This window comes from Brevibacterium sp. W7.2 (assembly GCF_018137945.1).
GTDB classification, from domain to species: domain Bacteria; phylum Actinomycetota; class Actinomycetes; order Actinomycetales; family Brevibacteriaceae; genus Brevibacterium; species Brevibacterium sanguinis.
The window spans coordinates 3,285,916-3,305,042 of record NZ_CP073089.1 but is presented as its reverse complement, the minus strand read 5'-3'; the positions used below and the strand labels follow the sequence as shown (position 1 = coordinate 3,305,042).

14 protein-coding genes are annotated in these 19,127 nt (G+C 69.6%); 8 read left to right on the top strand and 6 right to left on the bottom strand.

Features of this window, described 5'->3' with window-relative positions; all coding sequences use genetic code 11:
• Nucleotides 1-80 precede the first annotated feature (80 nt).
• Complete coding sequence (locus J9315_RS14870) at nucleotides 81-1,634, top strand: MFS transporter (RefSeq protein ID WP_249120923.1); 1,554 nt, start codon at nucleotides 81-83, stop codon at nucleotides 1,632-1,634.
• A gap of 77 nt (nucleotides 1,635-1,711) precedes the next feature.
• Here the strand turns inward: J9315_RS14870 and J9315_RS14865 are convergent, their stop codons facing one another.
• The 3 genes from J9315_RS14865 to J9315_RS14855 are packed head-to-tail and all read right to left on the bottom strand — an operon-like array spanning nucleotide 1,712 to nucleotide 4,999.
• Complete coding sequence (locus J9315_RS14865; protein WP_211978191.1) at nucleotides 1,712-3,241, bottom strand: tripartite tricarboxylate transporter permease; 1,530 nt, start codon at nucleotides 3,239-3,241, stop codon at nucleotides 1,712-1,714.
• 1 nt (nucleotide 3,242) lies between these two features.
• Nucleotides 3,243-3,920, bottom strand: a complete 678-nt coding sequence (locus tag J9315_RS14860) for a tripartite tricarboxylate transporter TctB family protein (RefSeq protein ID WP_211978190.1) — start codon at nucleotides 3,918-3,920, stop codon at nucleotides 3,243-3,245.
• Nucleotides 3,917-4,999: a tripartite tricarboxylate transporter substrate-binding protein gene (locus J9315_RS14855; RefSeq protein WP_249120922.1), complete on the bottom strand. Its 1,083-nt coding sequence runs from the start codon at nucleotides 4,997-4,999 to the stop codon at nucleotides 3,917-3,919. Before J9315_RS14855 ends, J9315_RS14860 begins: the two co-directional genes overlap by 4 nt.
• A gap of 238 nt (nucleotides 5,000-5,237) precedes the next feature.
• Here J9315_RS14855 and J9315_RS14850 point away from each other — a divergent pair, with 238 nt between their 5' ends.
• The 5 genes from J9315_RS14850 (at nucleotide 5,238) to J9315_RS14830 (ending at nucleotide 13,675) form a co-directional block, all read left to right on the top strand.
• Nucleotides 5,238-7,580, top strand: a complete 2,343-nt coding sequence (locus J9315_RS14850) for a S9 family peptidase (protein ID WP_211978189.1) — start codon at nucleotides 5,238-5,240, stop codon at nucleotides 7,578-7,580.
• A 257-nt stretch (nucleotides 7,581-7,837) separates the two neighbouring features.
• Nucleotides 7,838-8,821, top strand: a complete 984-nt coding sequence (locus tag J9315_RS14845) for an ABC transporter substrate-binding protein (protein WP_211978188.1) — start codon at nucleotides 7,838-7,840, stop codon at nucleotides 8,819-8,821.
• 168 nt (nucleotides 8,822-8,989) lie between these two features.
• Nucleotides 8,990-9,985, top strand: coding sequence for an ABC transporter permease (locus tag J9315_RS14840; protein WP_198500486.1), 996 nt, complete (start codon nucleotides 8,990-8,992; stop codon nucleotides 9,983-9,985).
• Nucleotides 9,986-9,988: 3 nt separating this feature from the next.
• Complete coding sequence (locus tag J9315_RS14835; RefSeq protein WP_198500487.1) at nucleotides 9,989-10,780, top strand: ABC transporter ATP-binding protein; 792 nt, start codon at nucleotides 9,989-9,991, stop codon at nucleotides 10,778-10,780.
• Nucleotides 10,781-11,458: 678 nt separating this feature from the next.
• Complete coding sequence (locus J9315_RS14830; protein ID WP_211978187.1) at nucleotides 11,459-13,675, top strand: BCCT family transporter; 2,217 nt, start codon at nucleotides 11,459-11,461, stop codon at nucleotides 13,673-13,675.
• A gap of 64 nt (nucleotides 13,676-13,739) precedes the next feature.
• Here J9315_RS14830 and J9315_RS14825 read toward each other — a convergent pair whose 3' ends face one another.
• The 3 genes from J9315_RS14825 to J9315_RS14815 all read right to left on the bottom strand — a co-directional run bounded on the left by J9315_RS14825 (nucleotide 13,740) and on the right by J9315_RS14815 (nucleotide 15,765).
• Nucleotides 13,740-14,177 (bottom strand): MarR family winged helix-turn-helix transcriptional regulator, encoded by a 438-nt coding sequence (locus tag J9315_RS14825; protein WP_211978186.1) that lies wholly within the window; start codon nucleotides 14,175-14,177, stop codon nucleotides 13,740-13,742.
• Entirely contained in the window at nucleotides 14,174-14,599 is a 426-nt protein-coding gene (locus tag J9315_RS14820; RefSeq protein ID WP_211978185.1) for a hypothetical protein, read from the bottom strand. Before J9315_RS14820 ends, J9315_RS14825 begins: the two co-directional genes overlap by 4 nt.
• A 119-nt stretch (nucleotides 14,600-14,718) precedes the next feature.
• Nucleotides 14,719-15,765 carry an SUMF1/EgtB/PvdO family nonheme iron enzyme gene (locus J9315_RS14815; RefSeq protein WP_249120921.1) on the bottom strand — a complete coding sequence of 349 codons (1,047 nt, stop codon included), beginning with the start codon at nucleotides 15,763-15,765 and terminating at the stop codon, nucleotides 14,719-14,721.
• 164 nt (nucleotides 15,766-15,929) lie between these two features.
• On the opposite strand from J9315_RS14815, the gene betC reads away from it, so the two are divergent.
• Both betC and J9315_RS14805 read left to right on the top strand, forming a co-directional pair.
• Nucleotides 15,930-17,561, top strand: coding sequence for a choline-sulfatase (betC, locus tag J9315_RS14810; RefSeq protein ID WP_211978183.1), 1,632 nt, complete (start codon nucleotides 15,930-15,932; stop codon nucleotides 17,559-17,561).
• A 136-nt stretch (nucleotides 17,562-17,697) separates the two neighbouring features.
• Nucleotides 17,698-19,098, top strand: coding sequence for a TIGR01777 family oxidoreductase (locus J9315_RS14805; protein WP_211978182.1), 1,401 nt, complete (start codon nucleotides 17,698-17,700; stop codon nucleotides 19,096-19,098).
• Nucleotides 19,099-19,127: the final 29 nt, after the last annotated feature.

The following is a 19,127-nucleotide window of genomic DNA, read 5'->3' as shown; positions in this document are numbered from 1 at the left end:
ACCTGCGCACCGACTGTGAGTCCGACCTCACCAGCGGTCCAGCCCTTGGAACTATACCGTCTAGACGGTACAGTGGAGGCATGTTCACCACACAGACCCCACGGATGCGCGCCGGCCGGCGCGAATGGCTCGGCCTGGCTGTGCTGATGATCCCTGTCCTCCTCATCTCGATCGACAACACGGTGCTCGGCTTCGCGCTGCCGGCGATCAGCACCGGCCTCCACCCCACCGGCACGCAGCTGCTGTGGATCGTCGACATCTACGCCCTCATGCTCGCCGGCCTCCTCGTCGCGATGGGCAGCATCGGCGACCGCTTCGGGCGCCGGCTCCTCCTCGTCATCGGCGCCACCGGCTTCGGGGCTGCCTCCCTGCTCGCGGCGTTCTCGACGACCCCGGAGATGCTCATCGTCGCCCGCGCCCTCCTCGGCGTCTTCGGTGCCACGCTCATGCCCTCGACCCTGTCGCTCATCCGCAACATCTTCCACGACGCGAGGGACCGGCGGATCGCGATCGCGACGTGGGCCGCGCTCTTCGGCGGCGGTGCCGCGCTCGGCCCGGTCGTCGGCGGCGTCCTCCTCGAGCACTTCCACTGGAGCTCGATCTTCTTCATCAACCTCCCCCTCATCGCGCTCTTCATTCCGGCCGCACTCCTCCTCCTGCCGGAATCGCGCGACCCGAACCCGGGCCGCATCGACCCGCTCTCGATCGTCCTCTCGATGCTCACGCTCACCCCGCTCGTCTTCGCGATCAAGCACGGGATGTCCGAGGGCCTCGACTGGCTCCTCCTGGCCGCCGTGGTCGTCGCGCTCGCCGCCGGGTCCCTCTTCGTCCGCCGCCAGCTCGCGAGCGAGAACCCCATGCTCGACGTCCGGCTCTTCGCCAACGCCGTGTTCACCTCGGCGGTGACGGCGAACCTGCTCAGCCTCATGGGCCTGGCCGGGTTCCTCTACTTCGGCACCCAGGTCCTCCAGCTCGTCCTCGGCCTCTCCCCGGTTGAGGCCGCGCTCGCCCTGGTCCCGGGCCTCATCATGTCGATCGCGGCCGGCTACCTCGCCGTCCCGCTCGTCGCCCGGATCCAGCCGCGCATCGTCGTCCCCGCGGCGCTCGCCCTCAACGCGACCGGCCTCGGCTTCGTCGCCTTCACCCCCGAACCGAGCGTGCCCGGCATGATCGTCTCCTTCATCGTCCTCGGGGCCGGCATCGGCACCGCCGAGGTGATCACCAACGACCTCATCCTCTCCGCGGTCCCCGCGAACAAGGCCGGAGCCGCCTCGGCGATCTCCGAGACCGCGTACGAGTTCGGATCGGTCATGGGCACGGCCGTCCTCGGCGGCCTGACGACGATGGTCTTCGGCCGCCAGCTCGCCTCCCACCTCGGCGAGCGGGCCCAGGACCCGGCGTTCGAGACGCTCGGATCCGCGCTCGAGCGCGCCGGTGAGATCGGCGGTCGCCTCGGCGATGAACTCGCCGACACCGTCGTGCGCGCCTTCGACCTCGGCGTGCAGTGGGCGGCCGGCGGTGCGACCGTCGTCGTCCTCGCCGCAGCCGTCCTCACGGCCGTCGGTCTCAAGGGCGCCGGCCGCGGACCGCAGACCGAGGAATCCGAGGTGCGGGAACCCGTGTCCGCGCACTGACACTCAGAAGCGCCGAGGTGGGGCGGGCCTGGTCGTCCGCCCCACCTCGGCGCTTCGGTGCCTCACATCCCCCGGGGTCAGCGACCGGCGAGGGCCTCGGCCTTCGCCCGCTGCCGCCGGCGGGCGAGCACCCGGCCGGTGCCCGTGTAGACGAGGGCGGCGATGAGGATGATGTAGAGGACGATGGCGATCGGCGAGGAGACGAGGACCGAGAGGTCGTTGCCCGAGGCGAGCAGCGCGTCGCGGAGGTTCGTCTCGGCGAGCGGGCCGAGCACCATGCCGATCATCAGCGGCGCCAGGGGCACCCCGTAGCGCTTGAGGACGAAGCTGATGATCGCGATCCCGAGGAGGACGAAGAGCTCGAATGTCGACGCCGAGGTCGCATAGATGCCGAGGCCGCAGAAGACCGCGATGCCGCCGTAGAGGTAGGGCTCGGGGATCGTCAGCAGCTTCGCCCACAGCGGGGCGAACGGCAGGTTGATGATGAGGAGGACGATCATTGCGATGAAGAAGCTCGCGATGAGCGCCCACACGAGCTCCGGGGCCCGGTCGAAGAGCAGCGGTCCCGGCTGGAGGCCGTACTGGCGGAAGGCGGCGAGCATGATCGCCGCGGTCGCCGAGATCGGCAGTCCGAGCGCGAAGAGCGCGCCCATCGCGATGCCCGTCGTCGCACTGCCGGCGGCCTCGGGGGCGGCGAGGCCGCGGATCGCGCCCTTGCCGAACTGCGGGTCCTTCCGGCGGGAGTCGAGCTTGCGCTCGAGCCCGTAGGCCATGAACGTCGGCACGTCGGCACCGCCGACGGGGACGACGCCGAAGGGCAGGCCGATCGCCGTGCCGCGCAGCCACGCCGGCAGCGCCTCCCGGAACTCCCGCCCGGAGAGGAATGGGCGCCCCGAGGCGTTGATCGTGTTGTCGCTGGCCTGCCGCCGGATCCGGGAGGCGATGAAGAAGACCTCGCCGAGGGCGAGCATGCCGACGGTGACCGTGACGAGCGAGACGCCGTCGAAGAGCTCGGGCACCCCGAACGTGAACCGCTCGGTGCCCGAGACCGAGTCGATCCCGATGACCGAGATCCCGATGCCGAGGATGAGCGCCATGAGCCCCTTGAGCACGGAGTCGGCGACGACCGAGGAGGTCGCGACGAAGGCGAAGAGTGCGAGCGCGAAGAACTCGGCGGGACCGAAGTTCGCCGAGAGGTCCGCGAGCAGGGGCCCGATGAAGACGACGAGGAAGCACGAGACGAACCCGCCGATGAACGCCCCGATCGCCGCCGTCGCGAGCGCCTGCGGGGCCCTGCCGGCTCGGGCCATCTTGTGGCCTTCGAACGTCGAGGCGATCGCCGAGGCCTGGCCCGGGGTGTTCATGAGGATCGCCATCGTCGAGTCGCCGAAGAGACCGCCGAAGTAGACGCCGGCGAACATGATGAACGCCCCCGTCGGGTCGAGCGCGAACGTCATCGGCAGCAGCAGGGCGACCGCCATCGACGAACCGAGGCCCGGCAGCACGCCGACCGCGGTGCCGAGGAAGCAGCCGATGAGCACCCAGAGCAGGTTGATCGGGGTGAGGGCGTGGGAGAAGCCTTCGAAGAGTGAGGCGAGAGCATCCATGTCAGAGACCCCCTCCGAGCAGGCCCGAAGGCAGGTTGAGTCCGAGGAGGACCGCGAACGCGAGGTAGACGAGCGAGGAGAACGTCAGCGCGAGCGTGAGATCGAACAGCGGCTTCCGCGACCCCATCGCCCGGGCCACGCACCAGAAGAGGAGGGCTGCGGCGATGATCCAGCCGGCGAACTCGAGGATCGCTGCGAACGCGGCGAAGCCGCCGATCGCCCAGGCCAGGGAGGTGAAATCGGAATGGGTCCGGTGCCTGGCATCCTCAGCGCGCGCCTCGGCGAGGGCCCGACGATCCGCGCTCGGCTCGTCCTCCTCGTGCGGGGAGAGCCGGGAGGCGGCGACGGCCGAGGTCACCGGGGTGGAGAACGCCTTCTCCTCCCTCGCCTCGGCGGGGGCGGCCGTGTCAGCGTCGACGGGTTCGGGATTGCGGATGATCGCGAGGACGAGGAGGACCGTGATCACGTACCCGAGGACCATGATGATCATCGGGAAGAACTGCGGGCCGGGCGGATCGGAGTCCTCGGCGACCTCCATTGTGAGGATCCCGATGAGCAGGTACGTCGAGAACGCACCGAGGATGAGCGGGACGAGCAGACCCGAGCGGCCGTGCCACCAGGTCCCCTCGCCGAGGTGGCCCGTCCGGGTCCGTGCGGGTGTGTCCGTTGTCGTGCTCACAGTCCCAACTCCTCAAGGAGCGCTTCGATGCGCTTGGTGTCTTCGACGATGAAGTCGGCGAACGCCTGGCCGGTCAGCCAGACGTCCGTCCACTGGTTGCGGGTCAGGGCGTCCTTCCATTCGGCGCTGTTGCGGGTCGCCTCGAGCATGCCGACGAGCTCCGCGGTCTCGTCGGCGGTGATGCCGGGGGCGCCGAGCCAGCCGCGCCAGTTCGTCAGGGTGACCTCGAAGCCCTGCTCGCTCATCGTCGGGATGTCCTCGAAGCCCGGAAGGCGTTCGGGGGCGGCGATGCCGATCGCCTTGACGCGCCCGGCCTCGATCTGGTCGGAGACCTCGTTGAACCCGGTCGAGGCGAAGTCGGTGGTGCCCGAGAGCAGGGTCTGGATCGACTCGCCGCCGCCGGACTTCGGGATGTAGGTGATCGACGAGCCGGGGATCCCGCCGAGCTGTGCGAGCTGGGCGATCGTGAGATGGTCGACCGAACCGGCCGAACCGCCCGTCCACACGAAGCCTTCGGGGTCCTTCTGCCATGCGGTCATGACGTCCTCGAGCGTGTCATACGGGGAGTCGGCGGCGGCGATGAGGACGTCGTAGTCCTCGGCGACGCGGGCGAGCAGCGTCGTGTCGTCGAAGCCGACGGGGGAGTCGTTGAGGGCGATTCCGCCGACCATCGCGGTGCCTGTGGCGAGGATCGTGTCCGCGCGTCCGTGCATCGTCGAGAACTTGCCGAGACCGATGGTCCCGCCCGCGCCGGGGATGTTGACGACCTGCGCGTTGTTCGCCGTGCGGGTCGCCCGCATCGCCTGCTGCGTCTCGCGGGCGAATCCGTCCCAGCCGCCGCCGGCGCCGGCCGGGGCGATGAGCGTGAGATTCGAGGAGAGGTCCCCGGTCGCCGAGGCGGAGCGGATCGAATAGCCGGTCGCCGTGCCGATCGCCGCGACGGCGATGACGCCGTAGGCGACCTTGCCGAACAGGCGACGGGAGACGCCGCCGGATCTGTGTGGGTCCCCGGAATCGGGGGCGGTGCCGGAGTCGGGGCCGCCGGGCGGCCCTGCGCTGCCGGATGACTGCATCATCATTGAGCAGATGTCCCTTCTTCATCGTCGAAGAACGCCTTCACCTGCGAAGACGTACGTAATCCTCAGTCTAGTGTGGCGTGGGTCACCGTCCGAGGTTGAGTGCAATAAACCCGTTTGCCGCGTTCTGCGCCTTCTGCGCATTCTGCTCACCGTGGAGTGTGCTGGGGTGTGCTGCGGTGTGCCGGGGTCGGCGGTCCCTCGTGTTGGGACCCCTTGCGCGGGTGGCTAGGGTGGGCACATGACGTCTTCCGATTCCCCGCACCCCGATCCGACCCCCGCCGAGGCGGCCGCCCCCGACGCCGTGACTCCCGCACCGGGCGACGCGACCCCCGACGCAGGAACCCCGACCGCGGCCGACGCGGGCACCCCGGCCCCCGCCCCCGCCTCGGCGCCGGTGGCGAAGAAGGTCCCGCACGAGCGCACCCATCACGGGCACACCTTCGTCGACGACTACGAATGGCTGCGAGACAAGGAATCTCCCGAGGTCATCGCCCACCTCGAAGCGGAGAACGCGTGGACCGAGGCGCAGACGGCCGACATCGCCGGGCTGCGGGAGGCGATCTTCACCGAGATCAGGACCCGCATCAAGGAGACCGACATGTCGGTGCCGACCCGCCGCGGCGGGTACTGGTACTTCACGCGGACCCGGGCCGGACTCGACTACGGCATCCACGTGCGCGTGCCGATCGCCGACTCGCAGGACTGGACGCCGCCGGAGGTCGGGGACGCACCGCTGCCCGGCGAGGAGGTCATCTTCGACTCGAACGAGGCGGCGCAGGGCTCGGACTTCTTCTCGCTCGGGACGTTCTCGCTCACCGATGACGGTGCCCGCCTCCTCTACGGCGTCGACACCGCCGGCGACGAGCGCTACGTTCTGCGCATCCGCGACCTCGCCACGGGCGAAGACCTGCCGGATGTCATCGAGAACACCTTCGCCGGGGCCTCGATCGACCCGACCGGCCGCTTCGTCTTCTACACCACCGTCGACGACGCGTGGCGCCCGGAGAAGGTGTGGCGCCACGCGGTGGGCTCCGATGCCGCCGACGACGTCTGCATCTTCCACGAACCCGACGAGCGCTTCTTCGTCGGCGCCGGCTTCTCCCGCTCCGGGCGCTTCCTCTTCATCGTCACCGGGTCGAAGACGACGACCGGCTACTGGACGCTGCGGACGAGCGACCTCGAGGCGGCCCCGGCCGAGGTGTGGCCCCGCGTCGACGGCGTCGAGTACTCCGTCGAACACGCCGTCATCGACCACGAGGACCGCTTCCTCATCACCCACAACCGCGACCGCGCCGACTTCGACATCATCGACGTGCCCGCCGCGAACCCGACCGGCGACGCCACGGAGACCGCCGACGCCGCCGACGCCCCCGCCGGCACGAGCCTCGACCCGACGACGACCGGCCGCCGCGTCCTCGTCGACGTCGACGGCCTGCGCATCGAGGAGGTCGACGCCTTCGTCGGGTACATCGTCATCAGCTATCGCCGAGGCGGCTTCGCCCGGGTCGGCATCGTCCCCCTCACCGGGGCGCCGAGCACTCCGTTCGGTCCGCTCGAGGAGCTGCCCTTCGACCGGGAGACCGGCACGCTCGGCCTCGGGCCGAACCCCGAGTTCGAACAGCCGGCGATCCGCCTGACGTTCACGTCGATGTCGACGCCCGCCGTCGTCTTCCAGCACGACATCGCCACCGGAGCCGACACCGTCCTCAAGCGCCAGCCCGTGCTCGGCAGCGTCGACCTGGCCCAGTACGGCGAATCCCTCGTCTGGGCGCGGGCCGATGACGGCACCGAGATCCCCGTCTCCCTCGTCTACCGCACCGACCTCGTCGATGTCGGACCCGACGGCCGCCTCGGCGCCCCGGCCCCGCTCGTCCTCTACGGCTACGGCTCGTACGAGATCAGCGTCGACCCGTACTTCTCCGTCGCCCGGCTCTCCCTCCTCGACCGCGGCGTCGTGTACGCGATCGCGCACGTGCGCGGCGGCGGCGAGATGGGCCGCCACTGGTACGACGAGGGCAAGACCACGGTGAAGACGAACACATTCACCGACTTCATCGCCGTCGCCCGCCACCTCATCGCCGAGGGCTGGACGACCCCGGAGCGGCTCGTCGCCACCGGGGGCTCGGCCGGCGGGCTCCTCATGGGGGCGGTGACGAACATGGCGCCCGAGCTCTTCGCGGGCATCAGCGCCCACGTGCCGTTCGTCGACGCGCTCACCTCGATCCTTATGCCCGAACTCCCGCTCACCGTCATCGAATGGGAGGAGTGGGGCGATCCGCTCCACGATCCGGAGGTCTACGAGTACATGCGCTCGTACACCCCCTATGAGAACGTCGCCGAGGCGGCCCACCCGCAGATCCTCGCCGTGACCTCGCTCAACGACACCCGGGTCCTCTACGTCGAACCCGCGAAATGGGTCGCCAGGCTGCGTGAGGTCGGCGCCGATGCGCTGCTGCGCACCGAGATGGCCGCCGGTCACGGCGGTGCCTCGGGACGCTACGACGCGTGGAAGGAGACGGCGTTCGACTTCGCGTGGATGCTCCGCGTCCTGGGACGATCGGACGTGGAGGTAGCCCCCTGAGCGGACGCGTGGCTGTGCAGATAACGATCTGCAGACGAAACGTCTCCCGATGTGTGATTTCGACTACTGGTGTCAGAGGCGCCGAATAGAGTTGATAGCATCACAGTCGTCCAGCACCGACCCGTCCTCGACGCCGAGGACACCCGGGGTCGGTCAACGGTTGGACTGATGCTCGACCGCCCCGAAGCGACGGGGCGGTCATCGGTTCGCCCCGGAGCCTTCAAGCCCCGGGCCGATATTTTTCAAAGGGGAGAAGTATGCGTCTCAAGCAACTGGCCGTGGCCCTCGTCGCCATCGGTTCGATGGCCGCGGTCTCGGCATGTTCCGGCGGCGACAGCGGCGGAGGTGAGGGCGGCGGGGACTCCTACAGCATCGGCATCTCCCAGCTCGTCCAGCACCCGGCCCTCGACGCGGCGACCGCCGGGTTCAAGAAGTCCTTCGAGGACGCCGGAGTCGAAGTCGACTGGGACGAGCAGAACGCCAACGGCGAACAGGCCAACGCCACGTCGATCGCGCAGAACTTCGCGAGCTCCGACCTCGACCTCGTCCTCGCCGTCGCCACCCCGGCGGCGCAGGCCGCGGCCCAGGCTATCACCGACAAGCCCGTCCTCTTCACCGCCGTCACCGACGCGGTCGAGGCCGGCCTCGTCCAGTCGAACGAGGCGCCCGGCGGCAACGTCACCGGCACCTCCGACCTCAACCCGGTCGCCGATCAGCTGCAGCTCGTCAAGGACGTCAAGCCCGACGCGAAGACCGTCGGCATCGTCTACAGCTCCGGTGAGGTCAACTCGCAGGTCCAGGTCGACCTCGCGAAGGAGGCCGCCCAGGGCATGGGGCTCGAGATCAAGGAGGCGACGATCGCGAACTCGAGCGAGCTCGGCCAGGCCGTCGACTCCCTCGGCAAGGTCGACGCCTACTACGTGCCCACCGACAACAACGTCGTCTCGGCTGTGACGACGATGGTCCAGGCCGCTGAGAAGAACCAGGCGCTGCTCGTCGGCTCCGAGGCCGGACAGGTCGAGCAGGGCGCGGCGATCACCCGCGGCATCGACTACACGAAGCTCGGCGAGCAGACCGGCGCGATGGCGCTGCAGATCCTCCAGGACGGGGCGACGCCGGCGGACATGCCGGTCGAGACGAGCGAGACCCTCGAACTCGTCGTCAACCCCGAAGCGGCGAAGAAGCAGGGCGTCGAGATCCCGCAGAACCTCATCGACGAAGCCGACAAAGTCATCGAATGACGCCGAGGCGGGTCTGCGGTGAGTGCTCACCGCAGACCCGCGTCGTGTTCCCTCCCACCAACCCTCTCACCAACCGCAGGCGGCGTGAGTCGCCTGCGCAGCGCCCGGGACGAGTCCCCGGGTGGCACGGCAACCAGGGCGATGCCCTGACGATCTGATCGGACAGCAATGTACGGAGCGCTGGAGCTCGGGCTCATCTACGCAGCCATGGCCTTGGGTGTCTACCTCACCTTCAAGGTCCTCAACTTCCCCGACCTCACCGTCGACGGAAGCTTCACCACGGGAGGCGCCACCGCGGCCTCCCTCATCATCGCCGGGGTCAACCCGTTCCTCGCGACGCTCGCCGCCGTCGGCGCCGGCCTCATCGCCGGGTTCATCACCGGCCTCCTCCACACGAAGGGCGGCATCGACGGACTGCTCGCCGGCATCCTCACGATGATCGGCCTGTGGTCGATCAACCTGCGGATCATGGGACAGGCCAACCTCTCCCTGCTGCGCGAGGACACCGTCTTCACCCCGCTGCGGGCGAACATGTGGCTGGGGACGTGGGTGTCGATCGCGATCCTCATCGCCTTCGTCCTCGTGCTCAAGTTCCTCGTCGACTGGTTCCTCACCACCGACCTCGGACTCGCCATCCAGGCCACCGGCAACAACCGCGAGATGATCCGCAGCCTCGGCGTCAACACCGACAACACGACGATGCTCACGCTCGCGCTGTCGAACGGACTCGTCGCCCTCTGCGGCGCGCTCATCGCGCAGTATCAGGGGTTCGCCGACATCAGCATGGGCATCGGCCTCATCCTCGTCGGTCTCGCCTCGGTCATCCTCGGCCAGGCGATCTTCGGCAACCGGAACATCGTCATGGCCAGCCTCGGCGCGATCCTCGGATCGGTCATCTACCGCATCATCATCTTCCTCGCGCTGCGCGCGGGCCTCAACACCGATGACATGAAGCTCACGACCGCGCTCCTCGTCATCGTCGCGCTCCTGCTGCCGCGGTGGGGCTTCCTCAAGCGGATCCCGTCCCTGCGCTCGCGCGGCAACCGGGCTCCGGCGAAGCTGCCCGAGGGCACGACCGACGATCCGGCCGTCGTCCATGCCGCACAGGGTGGCGTCTCCGCGGGGACTGCCGGTCCGCGCTCCTCGACCGTGAAGGAAGGCTGAGCCATGCTGACGATCGACGCGATCTCGAAGACCTTCTTCCCCGGCACCGTCAACGAGCGCAAAGCGCTGCAGAACCTCTCGCTCACCCTCGCCGAATCCGATTTCGTCACCGTCATCGGGTCGAACGGGGCGGGCAAATCGACCCTGCTCAACACGATCTCCGGTCGACTGCCCATCGATTCCGGGTCGATCACGATCGACAGCGCCGAGGTGGCGAAGAAGCCCGAATATCGCCGGGCCGCCTACCTCGGGCGCGTGTTCCAGGATCCGATGGCCGGGACCGCACCCGACCTGACGATCGAGCAGAACCTCTCGCTCGCGCTCAAGCGCGGACGGTCCCGGGGGCTGGGGCGGGGGACCACCTCGGCGCGGCGGGAGCGCTTCCGGACCGAACTCGCGACCCTCGAACTCGGGTTGGAGAACCGCCTGAAGACGAAGGTCGGGCTGCTCTCCGGTGGGCAGCGGCAGGCGCTCAGCCTCCTCATGGCCGGATTCACGCAGCCGCGGATCCTCCTCCTCGACGAGCACACCGCTGCCCTCGACCCGCAGCGGGCGGCACTCGTGACGGAGCTGACGGAGAAGATCGTCGCCGCCGACGGGCTGACGACGCTCATGGTCACCCACAACATGGAGCAGGCGATCTCGCTCGGCAACCGGCTCATCATGATGCACGAGGGCCGCATCATCTACGAAGCCGACGCCGAGAAGAAGAAGACGCTGACGGTCGAGGCCCTGCTCGGGGAGTTCTCGAAGCTCAAGGGCGCCTCGCTCGGCGATCGCGCGCTCCTCAACTGAGGTTCGACGCAGCGCTCACTTGAGTTTCGGCGCAGCGCTCGCCTGAGGTTCCGCGGGCTCGATCGAGGTTCGACGCAGCGCTCGACTGACGCTCCGCTGACCAGCACGGTTTCCATCACCGACCGTGCCGGTCAGCGGAGCGCACTGCATTCCGGCAGGAGCGCGCGTTGCATTCAGGCAGGAGTGCGCGCTGCATTCCGGCAGGAGTGATTGCCGTTTCGCTGGATGACGATGTCCCTTTGAGATGGTTCGCAGAAGCTGTTAATCTCCCACACCATGGGCAGTTCCAGGAGCTCGAGATCACACCGCCGTGGTCGAACGACCCCGGAAACGCCATCCTGGCAGCCGCAATCCCGGCAGCGGCATCGGCCGTATCGGCAGCCCCCGCAACGGCAATCCCCGCAGCGGCGGGAGCCGGCAGGCATCTGCTCGAGCGGTGGAGACCCCTGACCGCTCGACACCGCCCCACGCAGACGAAGTGCGCCGGAGCGCCGTATTCCTCCCCGCCGGCCACGACTCCGGCGACCAGCTCTGCTGCGCCCCCGAACTCCGCTGACCCGCCGAGCTGAGCTGCCGAACGCGCTGCCGCAGAGCAGACCCACCACCGGATCACAGCCCACCACCGGACCACCTCCACCTCCCGTCACCGAGACCGACCACTGAGAAAGGCCCATCGTCTTGTCCCGCGACTCGACCGACGACCGTCACGCCACGCCCGACACCACGCCCACCGACGCGGCCCCCGAGCACTCTTTGTCGCTGCGCACCCCGGCCCGCCGTGCCTCCCGCGACCGGATCAGAGCCGACGCCAAACGGGTCGGCCGCGACGCCAAGCGGGTGAGCCGGGATGCCGGCAAGGGCCTCGGCGCCCTCGACTACGCACGGCCCAAACCGGCAGGCGGAACCACCTCGGCGCCGGCGGACGGTATGGGCGGGGAGGCGTCGACGCAGTACCCGCATGACATCCACCCGATCCTCGTGCCGGGCATCGCGATCGACGAACAGCGGCGCCGGTACTCGATCGACAAGGTGATCTTCGCGATCGCCGGCGGCCTCACCGTCGCGTTCGTCATCTGGGGCATCGCCGACCCCGGCAGCGTCTCCACCGTCGCGAAGGCCGCCTTCGACTGGTCGACGCTCAACGTCGGCTGGTTCTTCAACCTCGTCGCGATCGTCGTTCTCGTCGCCCTCCTCATCATCGCGTTCTCGCCGTACGGGCGGATCCCGTTGGGCAAGGACGGGGAGAAGGCGGAGTTCAGCACGTTCGCGTGGGTCGCGATGCTCTTCGCCGCCGGCATCGGCATCGGCGTCCTCTTCTTCGGCCCCTCCGAGCCGCTCACCTACTTCATCACCCCACCGCCGCTGACGAACGACCCGGAGACCATCGAAGCCCTCCACGGCTCGATGGCCCAGACCTACTACCACTGGGGCTTCCACGCGTGGGCGATGTACGCCCTCGTCGGCGGGGCGATCGCCTACGCCGCCTACCGCCGCGGCCGTTCTCTCCTCCTCTCCTCGATCTTCCGCAGCCTCTTCGGCAAGCGCCAGACCGAGGGCTTCGCCGGCCGCCTCGTCGACATCTTCGCGATCGTCGCCACCCTCTTCGGGACCGCGGCCGCACTCGGCATCGCCGCGATGCAGATCGGCACCGGTGTGACGATCGTGTCCGGGGCCGGCCCGATGACGAACACGATGCTCGTCATCATCATCTGCATCCTCACCGTGGGCTTCATCATCTCCGCGGTCTCCGGCGTCTCCCGCGGCATCCGCTACCTCTCGTCGATCAACATCGTCCTCACGGTCGGCATCGTCGCGCTCGTCCTCTTCCTCGGCCCCACCCTCTTCCTCCTCAACCTGCTGCCCTCGGCGCTCATGGAGTACCTCGGCTCGTTCTTCGACCTCATGGGCCGGTCCCTGTCGTGGGGATCGGAGACGCAGGAGTTCCAATCGGTGTGGACCGTCTACTACTGGGCGTGGTGGATCTCGTGGTCGCCGTTCGTCGGCACGTTCATCGCCCGGATCTCCCGCGGCCGCAGCATCCGCCAGTTCATCCTCGGCACGATCTTCATCCCCTCGACCCTCCTCTTCGTCGCGTACGGCATCATGGGCGGCACGTCGATCTGGATGTACCGGGAGGGCGCGGCCGGGTTCACCGAGACGATGGAGGCCCCCGAGGTGTTCTTCACCCTCATCGGCAATCTGCCGGGCATCGGCTGGCTGCCGGCCGTCGCGATCGTCGTCCTCGCGATCTTCTTCATCACCTCCGCCGACTCCGCGTCGGTGGTCATGGGCATGCTCACGAGCCGCGGCGACCAGACGCCGAAGAAGTGGGTCGTCGTGTTCTGGGGCCTCGTCATGTCGGGCATCGCCGTCGTCATGCTCCTCCTCGGCAACGCGAGCGCCCTCGAAGGCCTCCAGCAGCTCGTCATCGTCACCGCCGTGCCGTTCGCCCTTGTCATGATCCTCATCATCGTCGCGTGGGTGAAGGAGCTGCGCACCGACCCGATCGCCCTGCGCCGCAAATACGCGCAGAACGCGGTCGACAACGCCGTCGTCGCCGGAGCGGAGACCTACGGCGACAACTTCGCCCTCCACGTCGTCCCGACCGAACCCGGGGACGGGGCCAACGGCGACATCGACTCCGAGCACGAGGACTACACCGACTGGTACCAGCGCACCGACGAGGACGGCGCACCCGTCGGCTACGACTACGAGACCGGCCAGTGGGCCGACGGGTGGACCCCGGAGTCCGCGGACTCATCGGACAGTGAGACGGACATCCCCGCCGAGGCGGCCGCCGGGTCCGACTCCGACCCCACCGAGGCGACTGCCGGGTCCCGCCTCAGCGGTGCCGTGGAGACCGGGGGTGAGCCGGAGGCCCGTCCGCGTGACTGAGGCGCCGGCGCCGCCACGGTGGTCAACGAGGGCGCCCTGACCGCTGCGATCTCCTCAGGCAGCGTCAGAGTCCGAGGCGGTCCGCCTCGGCGACGATCTCGCCGAGGTCGGCGATGAAGCCTGCCCGGCGGTCATCGGGCCACTGCGCGGTGAGACGAGCGAGCATCTCATCCTGCCAGGCGAGCGCCTCGGCGAGCATCGACTCCCCAGCGGGAGTGAGGACCGAGGTGCGCCGTCGCCCGTCGGCGGAGGAGACTGCGGTGCGCACGATACCTGCCTCGGTCGCCGTTCTCAGCAGGCGCGAAGCCCCGGACTGATCGATTCCGAGGTGCGATGCCACCGCGTTGACCGTGGCATCGGCACCGCGCGACGTCAGGGCATCGACCGCCTCGGCGACGAGGGCGAGTCGGCCCTGCGCCGCCGTGGCGGCCTCATGGCCGGGCAGCTGTCCGAAGCGACGGACGAACGCGAACAGCGCCCGACCGGGATGGTCGGCGCTCATGCGAGCGGGTCGGCGGTGTGGTCGGTGGCCGCCATCTCCCGGCAGATGAAGGCAAGGTCGAGAGCTGACCGGAGATTCGGCTGACGGAGCGCCGCGGTGACGACGGAGCCCCGTGCGGCATCGCTGGTGCGGAAGACGGTGGCCACCCGGGTCGGAGTCGGGTTCTGCGGCCACGTCGCCTCCTGCTCGACGACCATGAGGCGCTCGCTGATCGGGTGCCAAGATCGCGGGGTCATCCGGATGCCGGAGCGGTCCACCCAATCGGCGAACTCCGCCGGGGTGATCGGGCCAGCGCCCTTGGGGCCGAGGACGACGATGGGGTCTCCGACGGCTCGGACGCAGCGGGCGCGGTCACCCGAGTTCACCGCCGCGTGCCATTCGCTGATCGCGGCCTCGACGGCCGGCGTGTGCTGTGAGGTCATGCGGGCAATTATATGCACGGCGCATACGAATTGTCGTCAACGGCATCGCCGCAGACGTCGACGACCGGCGCCGCGCCGGGTGGGCCGCCGGGTTCGGCCGCCTGCACCGGGCGGATCGTTCAGAGAGTGAGGGCGAGTCGGAACCCCGTGTGCGCGAGTGACGTGTCGGGGGTGACCGCGGTGCGCGCCGAGGTGCGGTACCGGCGGCAGTAGGAGGCGTGGCACAGGTGGGAGCCGCCGCGCAGGACGGCGCGGTCGTCGTGAGGTGCGACGACCCCGCTCGTCCACTCCCAGACATTGCCGGTCATGTTGTGCAGCCCGAAGCCGTTGGGTGCGAAGGCATCGGCGGCGACGGTGCCGACCGGTTCGGTGGGACCGTCGGGGAAGGTGCCGACGAAGGTCTTCATCCGCGGGACACCGCCCGGTTCGCGGTCCGACCCCCACGGGTAGGGCTGCTGGTCGAGTCCGCCGCGGGCGGCGTACTCCCATTCGGCCTCGGTCGGCAGGCGGGCGCCGACCCACGCGGCGTAGGCCTCGGCGTCACGTCGCGTCACATGCGTGACGGGATGGTCGGGGAGTGCGACGATGGGCCCATGACCCTCCACCCGTCCCACCGCGGCTGCTCCGCCGGTGCGCCCAGCGACACCGGACTCAGCGACACTGGACTCAGGGGCATCGGGTCCGGAAGCACCGGGCCCGGGGGCGCCGGGCCCGGGGGCGCCGGGACCTGCCGGGTGCAGCCATGTGGCGCCTGCGACCTGACGCCACCACGGGGTCGCGGCCACGGCCGGGGACTGTGCGCGTACCGCCTCGGCGAGATGACCGGCGAAGACGAGCGAATCGCCGTGGACCTCCGCCTCCGTGCGGTGCCCGGTGGCGAGGACGAACGCGGCGAAGGAGGCGACGGTGACCGTGGTCGCGGCGATCGCGAACGGGGCGACGGCGACCGCACGCACGGGACCCTCACCGTCGGCGGGGTAGGCGAGGGCGTCCTCGCTGCCCATGCGGAACGTGCCGCCGGGCAGTCCGATGAGGCGCAGGTCCTTCGGTGCGGAGGCGGCGAGACTCGCGATGAGCCCCGCGTCGTCGATGAGCCCCGCGCGTTCGGTCGCATTCCGGCCCGGCACAGCCACCTCGGCGGGGGTTTCTTCTGCGCGAACGCCCACCTCGGATGGGGTCTGCCGCGGCGCACCGGCAGCGGACGGCGATGTTCTCGACGGACCGCAGCATGAGCTCATCACGCACCCCTTTCACTCAGGCTTCACCGCCACCCTAGATCCGGCGCGCCCGCGGACGGTCGCGCCCTGACACACAAGGACGTGACCCCAGTATGCAACCGCCCAACATCGTCGTCATCCAGGCCGACCAGATGGCGGCCGACGCCCTCGGCGCCTACGGCAGCGATGCCGCCCGCACCCCCAACATCGACGCGCTCGCCGCCGCCGGCGCCGTCTTCGACCGCGCCTACTGCGCGACCCCGCTCTGCGCGCCGTCCCGGGCGGCGATGATGACCGGGCGCCTGCCCTCGGAGATCGACTGCCTCGACAACGGCGACGACTTCGCCGCCTCGGTGCCGACGTTCGCCCACCGGCTCCGCAAGCTCGGCTACCACACCGCGCTCATCGGCCGGATGCACTTCATCGGCCCCGACCAGCACCACGGCTTCGAGGAGAGGCTGACGACCGACGTCTACCCGGCCGACCTCGACATGGTCCCCGACTGGACCCGGCCGCTGGCGGAACGTCTCCAGTGGTACCACTCCGCCGATCCCGTGTTCACCGCCGGTGCGGCCACGGCGAACGTCCAGCAGGACTTCGACGACGAGGTGCTCTTCCGCACCCTGCGCCACCTCAGCGATCGGAAGCGGGCGAACCAGGCGGCGGGGGAGGACCGCCCGTTCCTCATGGTCACCTCGTTCATCCACCCGCACGACCCGTACGAGCCGCCCCGGGAGCACTGGGACCGCTTCGCCGAGGCGGCCATCCCCGACCCGGCCCACCCCACCGTCCCCGACGCGGCCTCCGACCCGCACACCCACCGGCTGCGGACGATGTGCGGATTCGACGAGAGGGAGCCGACGCTCGAGGAGGTCCGGCGGGCCCGGCGCGCGTACTTCGCCGCGGTGAGCTATGTCGATGACCACATCGGACGGATCACGTCTCGGTTGGCGGAGCTGGGCCTGGCCGAGAACACCGTGGTCATCGTCGTCAGCGATCACGGGGACATGCTCGGGGAGAAGGGGCTGTGGTACAAGATGTCCCCGTACGAGCAGTCCGCCCGCGTCCCGCTCATCATCTCCGGGCCCGCCGAGGTGGTCGCCCCCGGACGGTACACGACGCCGGTCTCGCTCATCGACCTCGCCCCGACGATGCTCGAGATCGCGCGCACCGGGGCGCTCGCCGGCGACCCGGCGGGGCGGGACCCCGGCGGCGAAGGGGCCGCGCAGTCCGCGGACGCCGATGACGTCGCGGCCGTGCCGCGGGTGCGGGTGAGCGACGTCGATGAGGGGCTGAGCGGGATCTCCCTCCTCGAGACGGCGCGCCGGGAGACGGCGGGGGAGTCGGGTCCGGCGGAGCGCGACATCGTCATCGAGTACTTCGCCGAAGGCACCCGCCGACCGCAGGTGACGATCGTCCGCGGACCGCTCAAGCTCACCGTGTGCCCCGGCGACCCCGACCTGCTCTTCGACCTCGACTCCGACCCCGACGAACTCGACACCCGGGCCGCCGATCCCGCCTACGCGGACGTCCACACGCGGCTGCGGGCGGAGATCGCCGCGCGCTATGACCTCAGCCAGGTCGAAGAGCACGTGCTCGGTTCCCAGCGGAGCCGGCAGCTCGTCGCCGATGCGCTGCGGATCGGTCGGGTCCGGCACTGGGACTTCGACCCGGTGGTCGAGACCGGGTACGTGCGCGGTGACTTCTGGTCGGCGTTCCGCTACGGGAAGATCCCCGCCGAATGAGGCAGGGATGCGGCCGGTGATGGCGTCGCCGCGACGGTGAGGTCGCCGGCCGCTTCCCATTCACTCACCATTCCGCGCGTTGTGGATCGCACTTTGAGCTTGGGGTGGCATCATCGGAAGGAACAGGAGGGAAGCCATGACCAAGTTCGAGTGGACCTCGGAAGTCCCGCTCGCCGCCGAGACCACATACGACTGGCACGCACGACCCGGAGCGCTGACCCGCGTCTCACCGCACTGGGCACAGGAGATCGTCGAGGAGGGCTATCCGCCGCTCGCGCCCGGGTCGGTCGCCCAGATCAAGGCGAGCCTGCCCGGCAGCTACGGACTCGTGCGGCGCCCGTTCACCGCGGTGCACTCCGAGGGGCCCTCGCGCTTCTCCTTCGTCGACGAGCTCATGAAGGGTCCGCTGAGCCAGTGGAAGCACACCCATGAGTTCACCTCGGAGGCCGGCGGCTCGCAGATCTCCGACACCATCGAGTTCTCGATGACGCCCCAGGGGTTCGAGACCATCGACCGCGCGATGAGCCACTATCTGCAGGCGACGTTCGAGGCCCGCCAGCGCAGGCTCCTCATGGACTTCGCGTTCCTCGAGCGGATGAACGCGCCGCTGCTGCGGTCGAGCACGCCCAAGCACATCCTCATCGGCGGCGGCAGCGGGCTCGTCGGTCGGCAGGTCGCCGCGCTGTTCTCGACCGCCGGCCACTTCGTCCGCCTCCTCGTCCGGCGGACCCCGAAGTTCGAGTACGAAGTGCACTGGGATCCCGAGCTCGGGATCATCAACCCCCGCGACCTCGCGTGGGCCGATGCCGTCGTCCACCTCGGCGGGAAGTCGATCGCGACCCGGTTCACGAAGAAGGCCAAGGAGGAGATCCGCTCCTCCCGCCTCGATTCGACGATGCTGCTCGCGGAGACGATGAAGGCGCTGCCGGAGGCGAAGCGGCCGGAGGTGTTCGTCTGTGCGTCGGCCGTCGGGGCCTACGGCGCCGAGGCGCAGCGCCCGGTCGATGAGTCCGCGCCCTTCGGCGAGGGGTTCCTCGCCGAGCTGTGCCGGGACTGGGAGGCTGCGGCGGCGAGCGTCGAGGAGGCGGGCATCCGCTGGGTCTCGATCCGGTCGGGCATCGCGCTGACCACCCTCGGCGGGTTCCTCAGGGTGCAGGCGCCGCTCTATCTCGCCGGTGCCGGGGGTCGGCTGGGCAGCGGTGATCAGGGGCTGGCGTGGGTCTCGCTCGATGACCTTGCCCGGTCCTACGTCCATGCGGCGCTGACCGACTATGTGCGGGGTCCGGTCAACGCGGTGGCCCCGCATCTGGTCACGCAGAAGGAGTTCGCCGAGGCGCTCGCCGCCCACCTGCACCGCCCCGCGGTGATCCCGACGCCGGGATTCGTCACCGAACTCGTCCTCGGACGCGACGGCGCCAGGGAGCTTGCGCTCGCCGACCAGAAGGTCATGCCGACGAAGCTCGAGGAGACCGGGTATCAGTTCGCGCAGCCCACGCTCACCGACTGCCTCGACGAGGAGCTCGGCACCGGGGCCTAGAGTTTTCCGGTGATCTGCCGCCTCGGAAC